Source organism: Vibrio sp. EA2 (genome assembly GCF_033042495.1).
In the GTDB taxonomy this organism is placed as follows: domain Bacteria; phylum Pseudomonadota; class Gammaproteobacteria; order Enterobacterales; family Vibrionaceae; genus Vibrio.
On record NZ_JAWLID010000010.1, the window covers coordinates 109,066 to 125,417 of the forward strand.

General features: G+C 48.2%; 18 protein-coding genes. 13 read left to right on the top strand and 5 right to left on the bottom strand.

The window, feature by feature from the left end; translation table 11 throughout:
* The first annotated feature begins 27 nt into the window (after window positions 1-27).
* Genes RXX31_RS18265 through RXX31_RS18295 form a run of 7 tightly spaced genes read left to right on the top strand, consistent with a single transcriptional unit; the run spans window position 28 to window position 5,088 of the window.
* Window positions 28-627 carry a prepilin-type N-terminal cleavage/methylation domain-containing protein gene (locus RXX31_RS18265; RefSeq protein ID WP_317591131.1) on the top strand — a complete coding sequence of 200 codons (600 nt, stop codon included), beginning with the start codon at window positions 28-30 and terminating at the stop codon, window positions 625-627.
* The gene (gene gspI, locus RXX31_RS18270; RefSeq protein WP_317591132.1) at window positions 614-1,003 is read left to right on the top strand and encodes a type II secretion system minor pseudopilin GspI; all 390 of its coding nucleotides are present in this window, start codon (window positions 614-616) and stop codon (window positions 1,001-1,003) included. The genes RXX31_RS18265 and gspI overlap by 14 nt, the downstream gene beginning before the upstream one ends.
* On the top strand, window positions 990-1,655 hold the full coding sequence (gene gspJ / locus RXX31_RS18275) for a type II secretion system minor pseudopilin GspJ (protein WP_317591134.1): 666 nt from the start codon (window positions 990-992) through the stop codon (window positions 1,653-1,655). The genes gspI and gspJ overlap by 14 nt, the downstream gene beginning before the upstream one ends.
* Window positions 1,648-2,658, top strand: a complete 1,011-nt coding sequence (gene gspK / locus RXX31_RS18280) for a type II secretion system minor pseudopilin GspK (protein ID WP_317591136.1) — start codon at window positions 1,648-1,650, stop codon at window positions 2,656-2,658. The genes gspJ and gspK overlap by 8 nt, the downstream gene beginning before the upstream one ends.
* The gene (gspL, locus tag RXX31_RS18285; RefSeq protein WP_317591137.1) at window positions 2,627-3,826 is read left to right on the top strand and encodes a type II secretion system protein GspL; all 1,200 of its coding nucleotides are present in this window, start codon (window positions 2,627-2,629) and stop codon (window positions 3,824-3,826) included. The genes gspK and gspL overlap by 32 nt, the downstream gene beginning before the upstream one ends.
* Window positions 3,827-3,833: 7 nt before the next feature.
* Window positions 3,834-4,325, top strand: coding sequence for a type II secretion system protein M (locus RXX31_RS18290; RefSeq protein WP_317591138.1), 492 nt, complete (start codon window positions 3,834-3,836; stop codon window positions 4,323-4,325).
* A 1-nt stretch (window position 4,326) separates the two neighbouring features.
* Window positions 4,327-5,088, top strand: coding sequence for a type II secretion system protein N (locus RXX31_RS18295; protein ID WP_317591139.1), 762 nt, complete (start codon window positions 4,327-4,329; stop codon window positions 5,086-5,088).
* Window positions 5,089-5,372: 284 nt separating this feature from the next.
* Here RXX31_RS18295 and cysQ read toward each other — a convergent pair whose 3' ends face one another.
* From cysQ to RXX31_RS18315, 4 genes are all read right to left on the bottom strand, one after another.
* Window positions 5,373-6,200, bottom strand: a complete 828-nt coding sequence (cysQ, locus tag RXX31_RS18300) for a 3'(2'),5'-bisphosphate nucleotidase CysQ (protein WP_317591141.1) — start codon at window positions 6,198-6,200, stop codon at window positions 5,373-5,375.
* Between the two features lie 44 nt (window positions 6,201-6,244).
* The gene (gene nudE / locus RXX31_RS18305) at window positions 6,245-6,808 is read right to left on the bottom strand and encodes an ADP compounds hydrolase NudE (protein WP_317591142.1); all 564 of its coding nucleotides are present in this window, start codon (window positions 6,806-6,808) and stop codon (window positions 6,245-6,247) included.
* 158 nt (window positions 6,809-6,966) lie between these two features.
* Window positions 6,967-7,551, bottom strand: coding sequence for a Fe-S biogenesis protein NfuA (gene nfuA / locus RXX31_RS18310; RefSeq protein WP_317591144.1), 585 nt, complete (start codon window positions 7,549-7,551; stop codon window positions 6,967-6,969).
* A 96-nt stretch (window positions 7,552-7,647) separates the two neighbouring features.
* On the bottom strand, window positions 7,648-8,370 hold the full coding sequence (locus RXX31_RS18315) for a ComF family protein (RefSeq protein ID WP_317591145.1): 723 nt from the start codon (window positions 8,368-8,370) through the stop codon (window positions 7,648-7,650).
* Between the two features lie 84 nt (window positions 8,371-8,454).
* Between RXX31_RS18315 and bioH the strand changes: the two genes are divergently transcribed.
* Window positions 8,455-9,222, top strand: a complete 768-nt coding sequence (gene bioH / locus RXX31_RS18320; protein WP_317591146.1) for a pimeloyl-ACP methyl ester esterase BioH — start codon at window positions 8,455-8,457, stop codon at window positions 9,220-9,222.
* Window positions 9,223-9,336: 114 nt separating this feature from the next.
* A complete protein-coding gene (locus RXX31_RS18325) occupies window positions 9,337-9,801 on the top strand; it encodes an ATP-dependent Lon protease (protein WP_317591147.1) in 465 nt (154 codons plus the stop codon).
* 77 nt (window positions 9,802-9,878) lie between these two features.
* Here RXX31_RS18325 and RXX31_RS18330 read toward each other — a convergent pair whose 3' ends face one another.
* Window positions 9,879-12,209 (bottom strand): Tex family protein, encoded by a 2,331-nt coding sequence (locus tag RXX31_RS18330; protein WP_317591148.1) that lies wholly within the window; start codon window positions 12,207-12,209, stop codon window positions 9,879-9,881.
* A 208-nt stretch (window positions 12,210-12,417) separates the two neighbouring features.
* On the opposite strand from RXX31_RS18330, the gene RXX31_RS18335 reads away from it, so the two are divergent.
* The 4 genes from RXX31_RS18335 to ompR all read left to right on the top strand — a co-directional run bounded on the left by RXX31_RS18335 (window position 12,418) and on the right by ompR (window position 16,231).
* Complete coding sequence (locus tag RXX31_RS18335) at window positions 12,418-14,298, top strand: RimK/LysX family protein (protein WP_317591149.1); 1,881 nt, start codon at window positions 12,418-12,420, stop codon at window positions 14,296-14,298.
* A 128-nt stretch (window positions 14,299-14,426) separates the two neighbouring features.
* Entirely contained in the window at window positions 14,427-14,930 is a 504-nt protein-coding gene (gene greB / locus RXX31_RS18340; RefSeq protein ID WP_317591150.1) for a transcription elongation factor GreB, read from the top strand.
* 98 nt (window positions 14,931-15,028) lie between these two features.
* Entirely contained in the window at window positions 15,029-15,328 is a 300-nt protein-coding gene (locus tag RXX31_RS18345; RefSeq protein WP_317591151.1) for a DUF1090 family protein, read from the top strand.
* 183 nt (window positions 15,329-15,511) lie between these two features.
* On the top strand, window positions 15,512-16,231 hold the full coding sequence (ompR, locus tag RXX31_RS18350; RefSeq protein WP_317591152.1) for a two-component system response regulator OmpR: 720 nt from the start codon (window positions 15,512-15,514) through the stop codon (window positions 16,229-16,231).
* The last annotated feature ends 121 nt before the right edge of the window (window positions 16,232-16,352 follow it).

Here is a 16,352-nt window from a genome sequence, read left to right on the forward strand (position 1 = left end):
AACCTTAAACCAGCGCCAAGGAAGCAAATGCGAAAACATCAAGCGTTTACATTAATAGAAATTCTATTGGTGCTGGTTTTATTATCTCTGACCGCGTTAGCGGTAGTTACCACCTTGCCTACCAGTCAGAAAGACCTTTCAAAACAATACGCCCAAAGTTTTTTTCAGCGCTTACTGCTGCTCAATGAAGAGGCGGTACTGAGCGGTAAAGATTTTGGTGTCCGAATTGACGATGCTAAATCGACCTATGCATTACTGAGCCTGAGCGCAGAGGGCTGGCAACCATTAGACATGCGGCAGATACCCAGTGAAACCACGTTAGACGAAGATATTGCCTTGCAATTGGAGTTAGGTGGTGGGGCTTGGGATAAAGATGATCGCCTGTTTGAACCGGGCTCCCTGTTTGATGAAGATATGTTTGCCGAACTGGAGGAAGAGGAAAAGAGTAAACCGCCACAAGTGTTTGTGTTTTCCAGTGCGGAACTGACGCCGTTTATCTTGTCTTTTTTCCCCAGGAATGGCGATGCATTGAACGATGGTTGGCGTGTCGTGGGTAAAGAGTCCGGTCAGATTTTGTTATTAGCACCGGGTGAAGAAGCAGAAGAGGATGAGAATGCGCAATTTTAAGCGAACTCACCTGAGCTTAACGGGTCGCCGAACCAGAGGCATGACCTTGTTGGAAGTGCTGGTTGCTCTGGCGATTTTTGCGACAGCGGCCATTAGTGTGATTCGCTCAGTAAGCCAACACATTAATACGGTCAGCTACTTAGAAGAAAAAATGTTTGCAGCAATGGTTGTGGATAATCAAATGGCTAATGTGATGTTAGACACTGGTGAACTCAAAGCGAAAAATGGCACTGAGGAACTGGCTGGGCGCACTTGGTACTGGAAAGTTGCGCCAGTGGCTACCACGCAGCCATTGCTGAAAGCATTTGATGTGAGCGTCGCGACAGCGAAAGACGCAAGTCCGGTTGTGACGGTACGCAGTTATGTGGCGCAGTAGAGTGAAGAACGTGACTAAGCAGCATAAGCAAAAAGGATTTACACTTATCGAAGTGCTGGTGTCGATTGCGATCTTTGCCAGCTTGAGTGTTGCCGCGTATCAGGTCGTGTCGCAGATACAGCGCAGTAACCTGCTTTCTCAGGAACGTACAGCCCGTTTGAATGAGCTGCAACGCACCATGGTGATGATGGATAACGACTTTCGTCAAATGGCCTTGCGTCGTACTCGTACTGATGGAGAGGAGCCGACAAGTCAGCTGATCTTTTGGTCCGACTATTTATTGGACTCCGATGCCAAAGGGGTGATGTTTGCGCGTTTGGGCTGGCACAACCCGCAACAGCAGTTTCCTCGTGGTGAGGTCACTAAAGTGGGGTATCGCCTTAAAGGGGAGACTCTGCAACGTATCTGGTGGCGCTACCCGGATACACCTGTCGGGCAGGAAGGCATTGTTACGCCATTACTGACGCAAGTCGAAGCATTCGATATTCGTTTTTATGATGGCAATCAGTGGAAGAGTGATTGGGATAGTAACGATACCTTACCCAAAGCCGTCTCCGTGGTACTGACGCTGAAGGACTACGGAAAGATCACGCGTACTTACCTTACTCCGGATGGCAGACTGGGTGAGTCAGAGGAGAGTGACAATGGCTAAAAGTCAGCGTGGTGTCGCTTTACTTATCGTCCTTATGTTGCTGGCGATCATGACCACGGTAGCTGCAAGCATGTCTGAGCGTCTGTTTGCTCAGTTTCAGCGCGGTGGCAACCAAATCAATTTCCAACAGGCGTATTGGTATAGTTTAGGCGTTGAAGCATTGGCGAAAGTGGGCATTGAGCAAAGCTATGACGATACTGACACCATTAATCTCAGCCAGCCTTGGGCAATCAAAGATCAGGTTTATCCGCTTGATTACGGACAGGCGTCAGGACAGATTGTGGATAAGCAAGCGTGCTTTAACCTTAATGTGCTGAGCCGTGTTCAGCCGACGAGCCAGCAAACTGCCAGACCTTATCTGGTTCAGGTTCTGCAGCGTTTATTAGAAGAGTCAGAAGTGGATCCGTATCAGTCTGAAGTGATTGCAGATTCGACCTGGGAGTACGTTGACAGTGACGCTGTGGTTCGCTCGACGACAGGTGTAGAAGACAGTACCTACGAAGCGATGAGCCCGGCTTATTTATCACCAAACAGCTGGATGGCGGATAAAACCGAGTTGCGCTCAGTCTATCAGGTGAGTGGCGAGTTCTACCAAAAAATAGCGCCGTTGGTTTGCGCACTACCAAGTGACGACTGGCGTCTGAACGTGAATACGATTGAAATTGAACAAGCGCCAATTTTAGTGGCGATGTTCTCACCCGGTTTGAGCAACAGCGACGCGGTGCAGTTGATTGAGAAGCGTCCATTCGATGGCTGGGACAATATTGAAGCCTTTTTGGCTGAGTCAGAATTAGCTGGCTTAAATGAAAATATCACGAAGGAAGCCAAAGCTTATTTAGGCGTCGATAGCGCTTTCTTCGAATTAGATGCACAAGTGCTGGTGGATGACTCACGCGTTCGTATCCGCAGCCTTTTGCAAAGTACAAACAGAGACACAGTGACGGTAGTACGCCGTCGTTTTGGAGGGATCAGTGAGCGAGTTTCTGACCGTTCGGCTGAGTAGCGAACAACAAAGTACCATTCCTTGGGTGGTGTGGTCGACAGAGCAACAGGAAGTGATTGCCAGCGGCGAAATCGCCGGGTGGGAACATCTGGATGAGTTAGTGTCTTATGCTAACCAGCGTCCGGTGTTTGCTTTACTGGCAAGTAACGATGTCGTGCTCACTCAAGTGGATATCCCCGCAGGCGCTGAACGTCAGTTCGACACCATGCTGCCGTATCTGGTGGAAGACGAAGTGGCACAAGATGTCGACAGCCTTCACTTCACCGTATTAGGCAAGCAGGCAGGTAAAGCGCAAGTATGTGCGGTTGAGCGAGCATGGATCCAAACTGTGCTGCAGCGCTTCTCTAGCCAGGGAATGACAATTAAGCGTGTTTTGCCAGATGTTTTGGCATTACCAGTGAATGAGAACAGCAGCGCAGCACTTATGGGCGATCAGTGGCTGATTCGTCACTCACAAACCGAAGGCGCGGTGGTAGATGTTTCATGGTTAGACCTTTATCTCTCCTCTTATTTACAAAGCCATATAGGTTGGAAACTCGACTGTTACAGTTCGGTTCCGGAGTCTGCTGTCAGTGAGGTGTGGGTACCTCAGCCAGAAGAAATGACGATGGCGCTGTTAGCCAGAGGTGTGGTGGAAAGCAAAGCCAACTTACTCACCGGGGAGTTTAAGCCGAAATCCTCTTGGGGTAAGTATTGGAAAATTTGGCAAAAAACCGCCATAGCGGCGGGTGTTTTGTTAGTGGTTATGGTCGCTCAACAACTGCTGATGGTACACAAGTATGAGGCTCAGGCTCAGGCTTATCGTGAAGAAAGTGAACGCATTTTCCGCCAAGTGTTCCCAGGCAAAAACCGCATTCCAACCGTCAGCTACCTTAAACGTCAAATGACGGATGAAGAGCGTCGCTTATCTGGTGGTTCTGGTGATGAAGCCATGTTGATTTGGCTAGCCGCGCTTCCAGCCACGCTAGGTCAGGTTGAGGATCTGCAAATCACCAGTTTCAAATACGATGGTCAGCGTGGGGAAGTCAGAATCCACGCGAGCAGCTCGGATTTTCAGCCTTTTGAACAGGCTCGTGTGAAGCTGGCGGAAAAGTTTAATGTCGAGCAAGGCCAGCTTAATCGCAACGACAAAGTTGTGATGGGCAGTTTTGTCTTGAAACGTTTGTGAGGTGGTGATGAAGAATTTAATCGCTCAAGTACAAGCTTGGTGGAGCAGTATCTTACAGCGTGAGCAGCGTATGATGATGGGTTGTGCAGTCCTAGTCATTGTTGGTGTCATCTACTGGGGCATATTACAGCCGATGAGTCAGCGAGCTGAGTTAGCGCAATCAAGAATACAAAGTGAAAGACAGCTACTTGCCTGGGTGCAAGACAAAGCAGACGACATAACGGCACTGCGCAAGAGTGGTGGTGTGACCTACTCAAATCAACCTCTTAACCAACTGGTGTCTTCTTCAGCACGCCGTTATAAGGTTGAGTTGATACGCGTACAGCCGCGTAACGAGAGTGTTCAGGTGTGGATCAAGCCACTAGCCTTTAACCAGTTAGTTGATTGGTTGCGTTATTTGAAAGAACAGCAAGGTATCGAGGTCGAGTTCTTAGATATTGACCGCACCGAACAGGCGGGCATGATCGAGGTGAATCGTCTGCAGTTTAAGCGAGGATAAATTGAAGCGAGTTGTACTTTATGCGGGCATCTTTATTGTCTGCTTTTCTGTGAGTTTATTAATGGGGTTACCGGTATCTTGGGTACTCCAACATAGTCCAACGGTGAGAGGACTCGATATTCAGGGGGCTCAAGGCACCATATGGCAAGGTCAGGCTTCCAATGTGCGTTGGCAACGTCAAAACCTGGGTGAAGTTAGCTGGGATTTCCAATGGTCTGCTCTGTTTGCTGGGAAAACTGAGTTTGCTGTACGTTTTGGTCGTGGCAGTGATATGGACCTGCGCGGGCGTGGTTTCGTCGGTTATGGCTTGTTTGGCGATGCGTATGCCAAAGAGCTAGTAGCTTCTGTCCCTGCTATCAAAGTGGTTGAGCAGGCTCGCTTGCCAGTTCCGGTTGGTATTGATGGGCAGTTGGAACTCAACATTCACCATGCAACGTATGCTTCTCCTTGGTGTGGAACAGGCGATGGCACGCTGGTATGGAGTGCGAGTGGCATACAGAGTCCATTAGGCCGCTTAGAGCTCGGTCCGGTCGTGGCTAATCTGAGCTGCAAAGATAGCGTGCTGACTGCGTCTGGTGAACAAAATAGCGCGCAGGTTTCCGCGGCGTTTTCAGCTGAGTTAATGCCAAATCAGCGCTACTCGACTCAAGCATGGTTCAAGCCAGGTGCTGAATTCCCTTCAGCGATGGGAGAGCAATTGCAATGGCTGGGTAAGCCAAACTCACAAGGTCAATATGAGTTTGATTATAAAGGGCGCTTTTAAGTAAAAGCCTAAATCAAATACCGAAAAGAGCTGCCGATGTGCAGCTCTTTTTGTTTTTGGGTCATAGTAGGCCAAACCCTCCAATTGCTGTACGAGAAAATGCCTAACCCAAACAAAATGGAATAACTGGTTGATTTTAAAGTTATCTATGAGTTTTTGTGCAGCTTGTATAGCTTTTGGATCATAGTAGGCCAAATGCCCTAATCGCTGTACAGCAATAAAAAGAAAGGCCACGAATTAGATTCGTGGCCTTATAGAAGTTCGCTCTGCTGGAGGAGAGAAAATTAATCTTTACGTTGAAGAATTTCATCCCAAGGCAGCGTTTCATCACCTAATACGATGAAGTTAGGGTTTTCCAAGGTTTCGCGCTCATTGTAAGACAGCGGTTCTAATTGCGTACTCAGAATACGTCCGCCAGCTTCTTCAACGATACACTGTGTTGCAGCGGTATCCCACTCACCTGTGGGTCCTAAACGCAGGTAACAGTCCACCGCACCTTCAGCCACTAAGCACGCCTTTAATGCAGCAGAACCGAGTGGGATCAGCTCGTAGTTCCAGGCGCTGCTCATGCGATTGGTGATGCGGTTGATGTCTTGACGACGACTGATCGCAATTGCAATGTTCTGTCCGGGCTGCTCGTGCTTATGAGTGTGAATTCTCACGCTCTCGGACATATCGGGAATTTTCCATGCCCCTTTTCCACTGTAGGCATAATAAGTGACACCAGAGACAGGGCCATATACGACACCCATGGTCGGTTTGTTGTTATCGACTAAAGCAATGATGGTTGCGAAGTCACCGCTGCGTGCAATGAACTCCTGAGTACCATCAAGAGGATCTACCAGCCAATAACGCTGCCATTGGGCGCGTTTTTCTAAACTGATGTCGGCGTCTTCTTCAGACAATACGGGAATATCAGGCGTCAGTTCGCTCAGACGTTCTACGATGAATTTGTGTGCAGCAAGATCCGCGCTGGTGACTGGGGTCTCATCACTTTTGGTGTATTCTTCGTATTGCTTCTTCTGGTAGATATCGAGAATCAGTTGTCCGGCACTGCGGGCAATCTCAATAACTTGAGGGAGAAGGTGAGATAGATCTTTTGTCATTGGCATAGGTGATTGTCCTTCCTCACAACGATGATTCGGCTCTGTAATTGTTATTGGTTGTGAGTGCTATTGGGTAAGTGTTTCAGCGCTAACATCAATGCAGTGATGCTGCGTGCTTCACAGAAGTCCATGTGTGTGATGAGCTCTTCAGCTTGCGCCAATGGCCAACGCACAATTTCTAGTGGCTCTGGTTCATCACCATCTTGTTTTTCCGGATACAACGCCTGACCCAAAAACAGGGTCATTTTGCTCGAAAAGTAAGAGGGTGCGAGGATAACTTGCTTTAATGGAGTCAATTGGTTGCAGCCGAAGCCGATTTCTTCTTTCAGCTCACGGTCTGCCGCCTGATGTGGCGTTTCTCCTGGATCGATAAGTCCTTTAGGAAAGCCCAATTCATATCGTTCGGTACCAGCGGCGTACTCACGGACTAACAGTAAATCCCCCTGCTCGGTCACAGGAACGACCATTACCGCATCTCGACCACTAGGTTTCATACGCTCGTAAGTGCGATGTTCGCCATTAGAAAAGCGAAGGTCGAGGGCTTCCACTGCAAACAGCTTAGACTTGGCGACCGTCTGGCAAGAGAGAATCTCTGGTGGGGTCCTTTTCGACATAACGCTGGCTCCTTAGTGTCGTTGGGTTTACGAGGTGCGTAAGATTCTTAATATATGAAAAGTCTGTCTGAGTTGCTAGCTTGAATTTATTACCGTGGTAAATGCTAGATACAAAAACGGGAGACCTGAGTCTCCCATTTTCAATGACAGTACTTACCTTAATAGTAAGAGTGGTCACCACGATCGTGTTCTGTAGCATCGCGAACCGCAGTGAGCTCACCAGAGAACTGGTTCAGTAGCTCTTTTTCGATGCCTTCTTTTAGTGTTACGTCGACCATTGAACAGCCGTTACAGCCGCCACCAAATGCAACGATAGCAACACCTTCTTCAGTAATTTCAACCAAGCTGACGTGACCACCGTGGCCAGCAAGCTGTGGGTTCACCTGAGTCTGGATAGCGTATTCAACACGCTCAACAAGTGGTGCATCATCCGACACTTTGCGCATTTTAGCGTTTGGCGCTTTTAGCGTCAGTTGAGAACCCATTTTGTCTGTAACGAAGTCGATTTCAGCGTCTTCAAGGAATGGCAGGCTCAACTCATCAACGTATGCTGAAAAGCCGCTGTATGGGAGCTCTGTGTCGGTTCCTTCCACCGCTTCAGGTGGGCAGTAAGACACACCACATTCAGCGTTTTGTGTACCTGGGTTTACAACGAAAATACGAATGTTAGTCCCTTCCGGCTGTTGACCGAGAAGATTAGCGAAATGCGTTTGCGCAGTTTCTGTAATAGTAATATTTGACACGACAATACCCGAGTAAATTTGTAGGTTACTGCTGCTATTCTACTCTTGTTGACGTATGGGTCTAGCTTTTTTCCTGATAAGGAATAGTAAAGCGATCTAGAGCGAAGTAGGAGCAGGCGTTCTGCAGATGCAGTAAATATCGATGCTTTCTACACCAACTTCAAGCAATAATTGACATAATTGTCGCACAGTACTGCCCGTAGTAACGACATCATCGACGATCGCTACGTGTTTACACTTCGGCGTTTTATTGAGTAAAAATGCGTCTTGTAAGTTTCGCTCTCGATGGGTTTTAGTATGGCCTCTCTGAGAGTCTGCGTATTGGATACGACGAAATACTTTAGGGTCAAAATGGCGATGCAGGTGGGATGCCAAATGTCTGGCAAGTACATCACTTTGATTGAACCCACGCGATAAATAGCGTCGCCAATGCAGAGGAACACTGGTGATAAGTGGAGCCGGGGCGGTAATACGAGTAGCAAGCAACTGAGTCAGCGCGTCGACGTGCCAGCTCTCGCCATGATCTTTAAAGCGTTGAACCTCGCGGGATAGAGGAAAGTCATAATCGCCAAGTGTGAAGAGTCGTTGCCAGGGAGGTGGGTCGGTTAAGCATACGCCGCACACCGAATCTTCTATTTCTGTCTCCTGCATAGCCAAACCACAATGTTGGCACCTTTTAACAGGGGTAAGGCACTGAAAGCACTGGTTACACCAACGAAGAGGATTAGGCGGTTGTGATGTGTCCAGAGGCAATCTGCACAGGCCACATTGGCTTCCGAGCACGCGATGCATGATGTTTTGCCAGTGATGAGATAACATACAACTTATTCAGGTGGAGGTTTTGCACAGACTAACGCCGAGATGTAAGCGTAAAGAGTAAGTTAAGTGGGAGAGATTGAGAGCATGAACACGAATTTACACTGGCAGTCGTTTGGTCAGGGACCAGATTTGGTGTTGTTGCATGGCTGGGGAATGAATGGTGCCGTTTGGCAGCAGACCGCCGAGTCGCTTCAGTCCAGTTTTCGGGTGCACGTAGTTGATCTTCCAGGATACGGCCACAGCGCTGAACATCATGGTGAAGATTTAGCTAAGATTGCTCAGATGGTGCTAAAAGACGCGCCAGAAAAAGCGGTATGGCTGGGCTGGTCATTAGGCGGTCTGGTGGCGACTCATATTGCGCTTAATGCACCGGAACGAGTGAATAAACTTATCACTGTCGCTAGCTCTCCCAAATTTGCGGCAGAGAAAACATGGCGTGGGATTCAGCCTAAGGTACTGAGTGCCTTTACCGAACAGTTACTGGAAGATTTTTCGCTTACTATCGAGCGCTTTATGGCGCTGCAAGCGATGGGCAGCCCATCAGCCCGCAAAGATGTCAAACAGCTCAAGCAAGCGGTGCTCTCTCGCCCGCAGCCGAACCCAGACTCATTGCTGGTCGGTTTAAACATATTAGCTGATGTTGACTTACGCGACGCGCTTACGTCGCTGAGCATGCCGATGTTGCGTTTATATGGACGCCTTGACGGTCTGGTGCCAGTTAAAGTTGCCAGCGATCTGAATGAGCAGTTACCTCACACTGAGCATGGCATCTTCAGTCAGTCGTCTCATGCGCCGTTTATGACAGAACATGACGCGTTTTGTGAACAAGTTCGAGAATTTGCTTTCCGATAGTGGAGAGAGAGTTAAAAAACTCAAGTTGTTTAAAAAGTGGTCGATGTAGGGTTTGAGCTAGGCTTTATTTGCTAGCGACATTGACGAGTTGGGCGACTCTGAGGAGGGTTCGCAATGATTGTGTCACCGACCAACGTAAGTGTGCCATTGATCGCCCCATCCGTGAATGTGCAAACGGAGCGCGCGGCTCGTGACAACAAAGTCCGGGAGCCTGTGACGCCAACGACGGCATTAGTAAAAACCACTGCTGAGCGCAAAGTAAAAGGGGATGACAAACGGCGACGTCAGTCTGCTTGGGATCCTGCCGAGCATCCTAGTTATGACGAAGAGCCTGATGTTGATGCTCGCTACACTGAACAGCCTGCGGATACGTTAGAACGGCTTTTTGGTTTACTGGCACTCAAGTCGTACAGTGAAGAGCAGGGCAAAGGCTATACGATACGCTTTCGCTTACCAAAGCACATTCTGGATGCTGTGATCAACCAAGGATTGATGGAAAGGCGCAGGAAGGTGATCACGTTTCACTATGGTCACTCGGTCGCGCCTCATACGCCGTCAGACGTGATAGCAGTATTGTAATAACTCAACACTCTACTCAAATAAAAACGCTCCAGTCAGAGCTAACTGACCGGAGCGTTTTCTTTTTTTAACGGAATTTACTTTTTCGCCTTGGCAAAAGCCGCGGCAAAAGCGCCACCCATTGCGTTATTTCCTAATGCATTATTTGATGAGGAATTATCACGACGTGGTTGACGACGTTGCTGATCATTACGACGTGGTGCAGCAGAGCGCTGGCTGCGATTGTCCTGGCCCGGCTCGTCGTTCAGACGCATTGATAGTGCGATACGTTTACGTTGCACATCCACTTCCATCACTTTGACTTTGACGATATCGCCAGCTTTGACCACTTCACGCGGATCAGAGACAAAGCGATCGGTCAGTGCTGAGATATGCACCAGCCCGTCTTGGTGGACACCAATATCGACAAAGGCACCAAAGTTCGCCACGTTCGATACCACGCCCTCCAGAACCATGCCTGGCTCTAGGTCTGCCACGGTATTTACGCCGTCAGCAAAGGTTGCGGTTTTAAACTCAGGACGTGGATCTCGGCCCGGTTTATCCAGCTCTTTGATGATGTCTGTTACCGTTGGGACACCGAAGCTGTCGTTAGTGTAATCGACAGCATGCAAGCTTTTAAGGAAGGTTGTGTCACCGATAAGTGCTTTAATATCTTTACTGTTTTTCTCTGCAATGGTTTTTACCACCGGATAGGCTTCTGGGTGAACTGAAGACGCATCCAGTGGGTTTTTGCCATCCATAATACGCAGGAAGCCGGCACACTGTTCAAAGGCTTTTGGCCCTAAACGAGGCACTTTTTTCAGTGTCGTGCGTGCGTCAAAGCGACCGTTTTCATCACGGAAATCAACAATGTTTTGCGCGATTGTCGTTGACAGGCCTGCTACGCGAGTCAACAGTGCCGCTGAGGCAGTGTTGACGTCCACACCGACGGCGTTTACACAGTCTTCTACTACAGCATCAAGACGTTTAGCCAGCATCGACTGGCTGACATCGTGCTGGTATTGGCCCACACCGATCGATTTCGGATCAATTTTCACCAGCTCCGCCAGAGGATCTTGCAAACGACGCGCAATAGAAACAGCGCCACGCAGTGACACGTCCATATTCGGGAACTCTTTTGCCGCCAGCTCAGAAGCTGAGTAAACCGATGCACCGGCTTCGCTGACCATGATTTTTTGTACTTTCAGGTTGCCGCGCTTGATGAGGTCTGCGACAAAGCTGTCGGTCTCGCGAGAAGCCGTACCATTACCAATGGCAATCAAGTCAACGTTAAACTTGCGTACCAGTTGGTCCACAATCTGAGCCGATTTATCGTATTGTTTTTGTGGCGGGTGAGGGTAGATGGTCTCGGTTGCCAGTACTTTACCGGTGGAATCAACCACAGCGATTTTTGAACCAGTACGCAGACCCGGGTCCAGACCCAGCGTGGCACGTGGGCCTGCTGGCGCTGCCATTAGCAAATCTTTCAGGTTGGTAGCGAAGACATCAATCGCTTCGATTTCTGCGCGTTCTTTCATCGCACCCATCAGCTCGGTTTCCATGTGCATCGACACTTTGATGCGCCATGCCCAGCTGATTACCTGTTTACGCCACGTATCTGCGGGTGCATTGCTAAGTGTCACGCCATAATGGTCTGCAATGATGGTTTCACAGTAAGACTGACGAACGCCTTCTTCCTGTTCTGGATCGGCATTCATTGCCAGGGTAAGGAAACCCTCGTTGCGGCCACGGAGCATCGCAAGGGCACGGTGAGATGGCACTTTACTGAGAGGCTCATTGTGGCTGAAGTAGTCTTTAAACTTCTCGCCTTCGTTTTCTTTGCCTTCGACAACACGAGCCACTAACTCCGCATTGCGGTTCAGGTGTGCACGTATCTTTTCTAGCAGGTTGGCGTCTTCTGCGATGCGTTCCATAATGATTGCACGCGCGCCATCCAGTGCTGCTTTGGTATCCGCGATACCTTTGTCCGCATCAAGGTATTTGCTGGCTTCGCTTTCTGGCTCTGTTTGCGGATGATTCCACAGGGCATCGGCAAGCGGTTCTAAACCCGCTTCAATTGCGATTTGGCCTTTAGTGCGACGTTTAGGCTTGTAAGGCAGGTAAAGATCTTCCAGACGAGTTTTGCTGTCTGCCTGAGTGATTTCTGTTTCAAGTTCAGGCGTCAGCTTACCTTGCTCCTGGATAGATTTCAGAATGGTTTGACGACGGTCGTCCAGTTCACGAAGGTAAGACAGGCGACTGTCCAGCATACGCAGTTGGGTGTCATCAAGGCCACCCGTCACCTCTTTACGGTAACGTGCGATAAAAGGGACCGTATTACCGTCATCAATCAGGGTGACAGCAGCGTTGACTTGCTCTGGGCGAACATTCAGCTCTTGAGCAATCATGCGACAGATAGCTTGGCTCATCCGTGTATTCTCTTTTTATTCAGTTGAGTTTCGTTAGGTATAAACATTGGGGTCATTCGATGAATTTGCAATGTTTTCCGCGAGCAGTGCAAAAATTTACCGGGCGCTGGTGGACATCAGTCAGGTTTGTGTCAAAACTTTAATTAAATTGAGAACTTATATCCTCGATTATCAACTAAAGTACATACCTTAGCTCATAGGGATAATCATGATGAAAAAAATGTCTTTGGCTTTGGCGCTTACCAGTGCCTTACTTTTTGCGCCATTTAGCTGGGCGCAATCTCTTTCCGCAACCACTCAAGATCCAATTTACCAACTCGATGACAAACTGGTGTTAGGTCGGGTAGAAAATGTCTATTACAGCGAGATTCCAGAGTTAAGTGATGTGCCATTCATGGGCAAGATCGACACAGGGGCGGATACCACGTCGATGCATGCCGAGAATATTCATGTCACCAGCTCGAACCCAGAGTTCTCGAACCTGAAAGATAACGAGTTACTTTGGGCGATCATCGATGACCTGGGAGGTACCAAAGCCAAGTGGGATGAGGGGACTTTCGAGCCGTATCAAGTCAAAGTGAGTTTTACCATTCAGCACCCTTACACGGGCAAACAGATCACAGTCACCGATGATCTGGAACGTATCAGTGCGATTCGCAGCCGTACCAGTACAAAACCGATATTGCGTCCAAACGTAAAAATGCCGATGACGATAGCGGGTCATACCGTTGATACCGTTGTGAACTTAACCGCACGTAAGCAGTTTTCTGCACCAATTCTGATTGGAAAAACCTATCTGAAAGATAACGCGTGGGTCTTTGCCGGATATGACTACCTGCAGCAGCAGCCCAAGGCCAAAATGATTGGTAAGCAAGAGCTTGTCTCTGTAGAAGGCGTTCCTTACAAAGTCAGCATCTCGACCCGCAGTCGCTACACCAATGCGCATGCTCTGGACATCAAAATAGATAAGAAAGCCAAGCAAGTTACCTTCACTTTAGAAGGTGAAAACGGCAAGCGACACCCGATGACCTTGCCACTTATTCGTATGCTGAAAACGACGAAAGGTGAGCGACCACTGGTGTATTTACCTGTGAAAGTGTCGGAAAACGAAACTCAACACTGGTTGGTTTATCTGCGTGATCGCAGCAAGCTCAGCTCAAAATTGCGCTTAGGTAACGATGTGGTTAGCCAGAACTTTGTGGTCGACACTGATAAAGAAAACCTGCTTGGCGGTATTGAGAAGAGCTTTAAGAGTGCACTGAAAGCCAAACCTCTGGTTATCTCACCTGAGGAGACGGTTAATATTGATGGTTATTCAGTACCCGCTTACCCGACCTTTACGGTTAAAACGCCGCTTCTGCGTGTGCATGGGTTTGAGTTGAGTGAAAAAGGTAAAGATGAGGTTGCGACCTATTACTTAACCAATGAAAAGGGCAAAGAGGAAAAAATCACCAAACCCGTTGTGAAAAAGTTAAGAGTGGGCGATATCGTGCGCCCTGTGGTTGAAGGGGATTTCGTATTTGGCAATACAGAGAAGACCATAGAGTTTGCCATTGATGTATTGGAGAACGACGAAACCCAGCCATTTTTCGTGTTTGGTCATGACATGGCGAAAGGGGGCGTGTTGCTGAATACGCGAGCGGATCACCTCCTGGATGCCAAACCGTTATTCCGAGCCGGTCATATTGAAGTGGCTGAAGTGGAAGGCATGTTGTTCCCGGTCAAGCTGGATACGGGGGCTGACGTTAGCTCAATCAGTGCCACCGATATTAAGCAATTTCAGAAAGACGGCAAAGACATGGTGAGCTTCACTTACGAAAACGATTATGGCGTGAAAAAAGAGCTGACTCGAGAAGTGGTCAATGTGATGCACATTACCGCGAAGAAGGGCGAGAAAACCAACGTCAGGCCGGTGGTTAAAATGCACGTGAAACTGGGCGATCTGGAGAAGAAAATAGAGGTTAACCTTCAGGACAGAGAGCGTTTTAAGTACAGCATGATTTTAGGTAAAAACTTTTTGAAGCATGGTGTGGTGGTGTCGAGTGATACCAATTACATCGTGACGAAAAAGTCGGATGTCAAAAAGTAAAAACTCAGTCAATTTGTCGGCTGAATGCCAACGTCGCCCCGTGTTTTACGTACTGTGATTGATATAATCTCAGAATTAGAGCCGGGGCATAAATCAAACGAAAACCACCCGTCTCCCAAGGAGAAAAATTGAAAACTAAGCTGATTACGCGTGAAGGCTATAACAAACTCAAACAAGAACACGATTACCTCTGGAACGAAAGACGTCCAGAAATCACCAAGATAGTTACTTGGGCGGCCAGCCTGGGCGATCGTTCTGAAAATGCAGATTACACCTTCAATAAGCGATTATTGCGCCAAATCGATCGTCGCGTTCGTTTTCTCAGAAAGTTTTTACCTGAAGTGACCATCGTGGACTACTCACCCCAACAGGAAGGCAAAGTCTTTTTCGGGGCGTGGGTAGAGATCGAGAATGAAGCGGGTGATGTGAAGAAGTTTCGAATTGTCGGGCCGGAAGAGATTTATGGCGATGCTAAAGGTTATATTTCTATCGACTCACCCATGGCGCGAGCGATGCTAAAAAAACAAGTCGATGAAGAGTTTACGGTTAAGACGCCAGAAGGCGAGAAAGAGTGGTTTATTAACTCGATTGAGTACAACCTATCCAGTCCAGATGCGACAAACCCTAGTTAGAGTCGCGGGTCTGTGAGCGAATGTTCTGGCCATGTTTAACCGACATCCTCATTCATCCTGAGACGAAAGACATTGAGCGCTTTTAAAGGAGCACATAAATGATGAGAGCAGTGATTAGTGGCACCGTTTTAACCGTAGGGTGTTCATTTTCTGCGTTTTCCCAAGAAGAGCTAAAAGGGTGTGATGCAAAAGCATTTGCCGTCGAACAGCAACTTGAATACGCCAAAGTTCAGGGTAAAGAGCAACATATCGAAGGGCTGGAGCGTGCGCTTGCTTCGGTGCAACGTGAATGTGTTCGCGAGGAGCAGCGCCAGCAATTGCATGCGGAAATTGAAAAGAGTCAGCACAAGGAAAAGTTGCAAGTCAGCAGTGAACCAGAGTGGGATCTGAACCAATAACCTGCATTAAATAGGCGGCGTTTTTTCCAGTTTGAGCAATCACTTCGCTCAATATCGGCACTGAATATCAGAAATAATGTGTCAAAAGATCAGCTAAGATAAAAAGAGTAACAATTTGCTCAAGCACGTTTGAATAAACAGTGGTACATTTTCGACAATACATGCTTCTGAAAGGATGTTTCAATGCAGGAAAATCATAAAATTTTAGTGGTTGATGACGATGCTCGTTTACGTGCTCTTTTAGAGCGTTACCTTTCTGAGCAAGGTTTTCAGGTTCGTAGTGTTGCCAACGGCGAACAAATGGATCGCTTACTGACGCGTGAAAACTTCCACTTAATGGTGCTGGATTTGATGTTGCCAGGTGAAGACGGTTTATCTATCTGTCGCCGCTTACGTAACGCGAACAACATGTTACCTATCTTGATGCTGACCGCAAAAGGCGACGAAGTTGATCGCATTGTTGGTTTAGAGGTGGGAGCGGACGATTATCTGCCAAAACCATTTAACCCGCGAGAGCTCCTGGCTCGCATTAAAGCGGTATTACGCCGTCAAACCATTGAGCTTCCGGGCGCACCAAGCACAGAAGAAAAAGTGGTGGAATTTGGTGAGTTCCGTTTGAATCTCGGGACGCGTGAAATGTTCCATGGTGAAGAAGCAATGCCATTAACATCCGGTGAGTTTGCGGTACTAAAAGCCTTGGTCACCAACGCGCGTGAGCCGATGTCGCGTGACAAGCTGATGAATATGGCTCGTGGTCGTGAATATTCGGCAATGGAACGTTCTATTGACGTACAAATTTCTCGTCTTCGTCGTATGTTGGAAGATGACCCGAGTAAACCACGTTACATCCAGACGGTATGGGGCTTGGGCTACGTATTTGTCCCAGACGGCAAAGAAGTCTAATTCGCGTAACTGCACTCCGATATTTGTCTGTACATTCCGTCCTCTTGCATCTCCTGTATGAGGGCGGAAAGTCTCGATTAGGCACATTCTTTTAGCAACACTCTGTTAGGATCACCAGGAA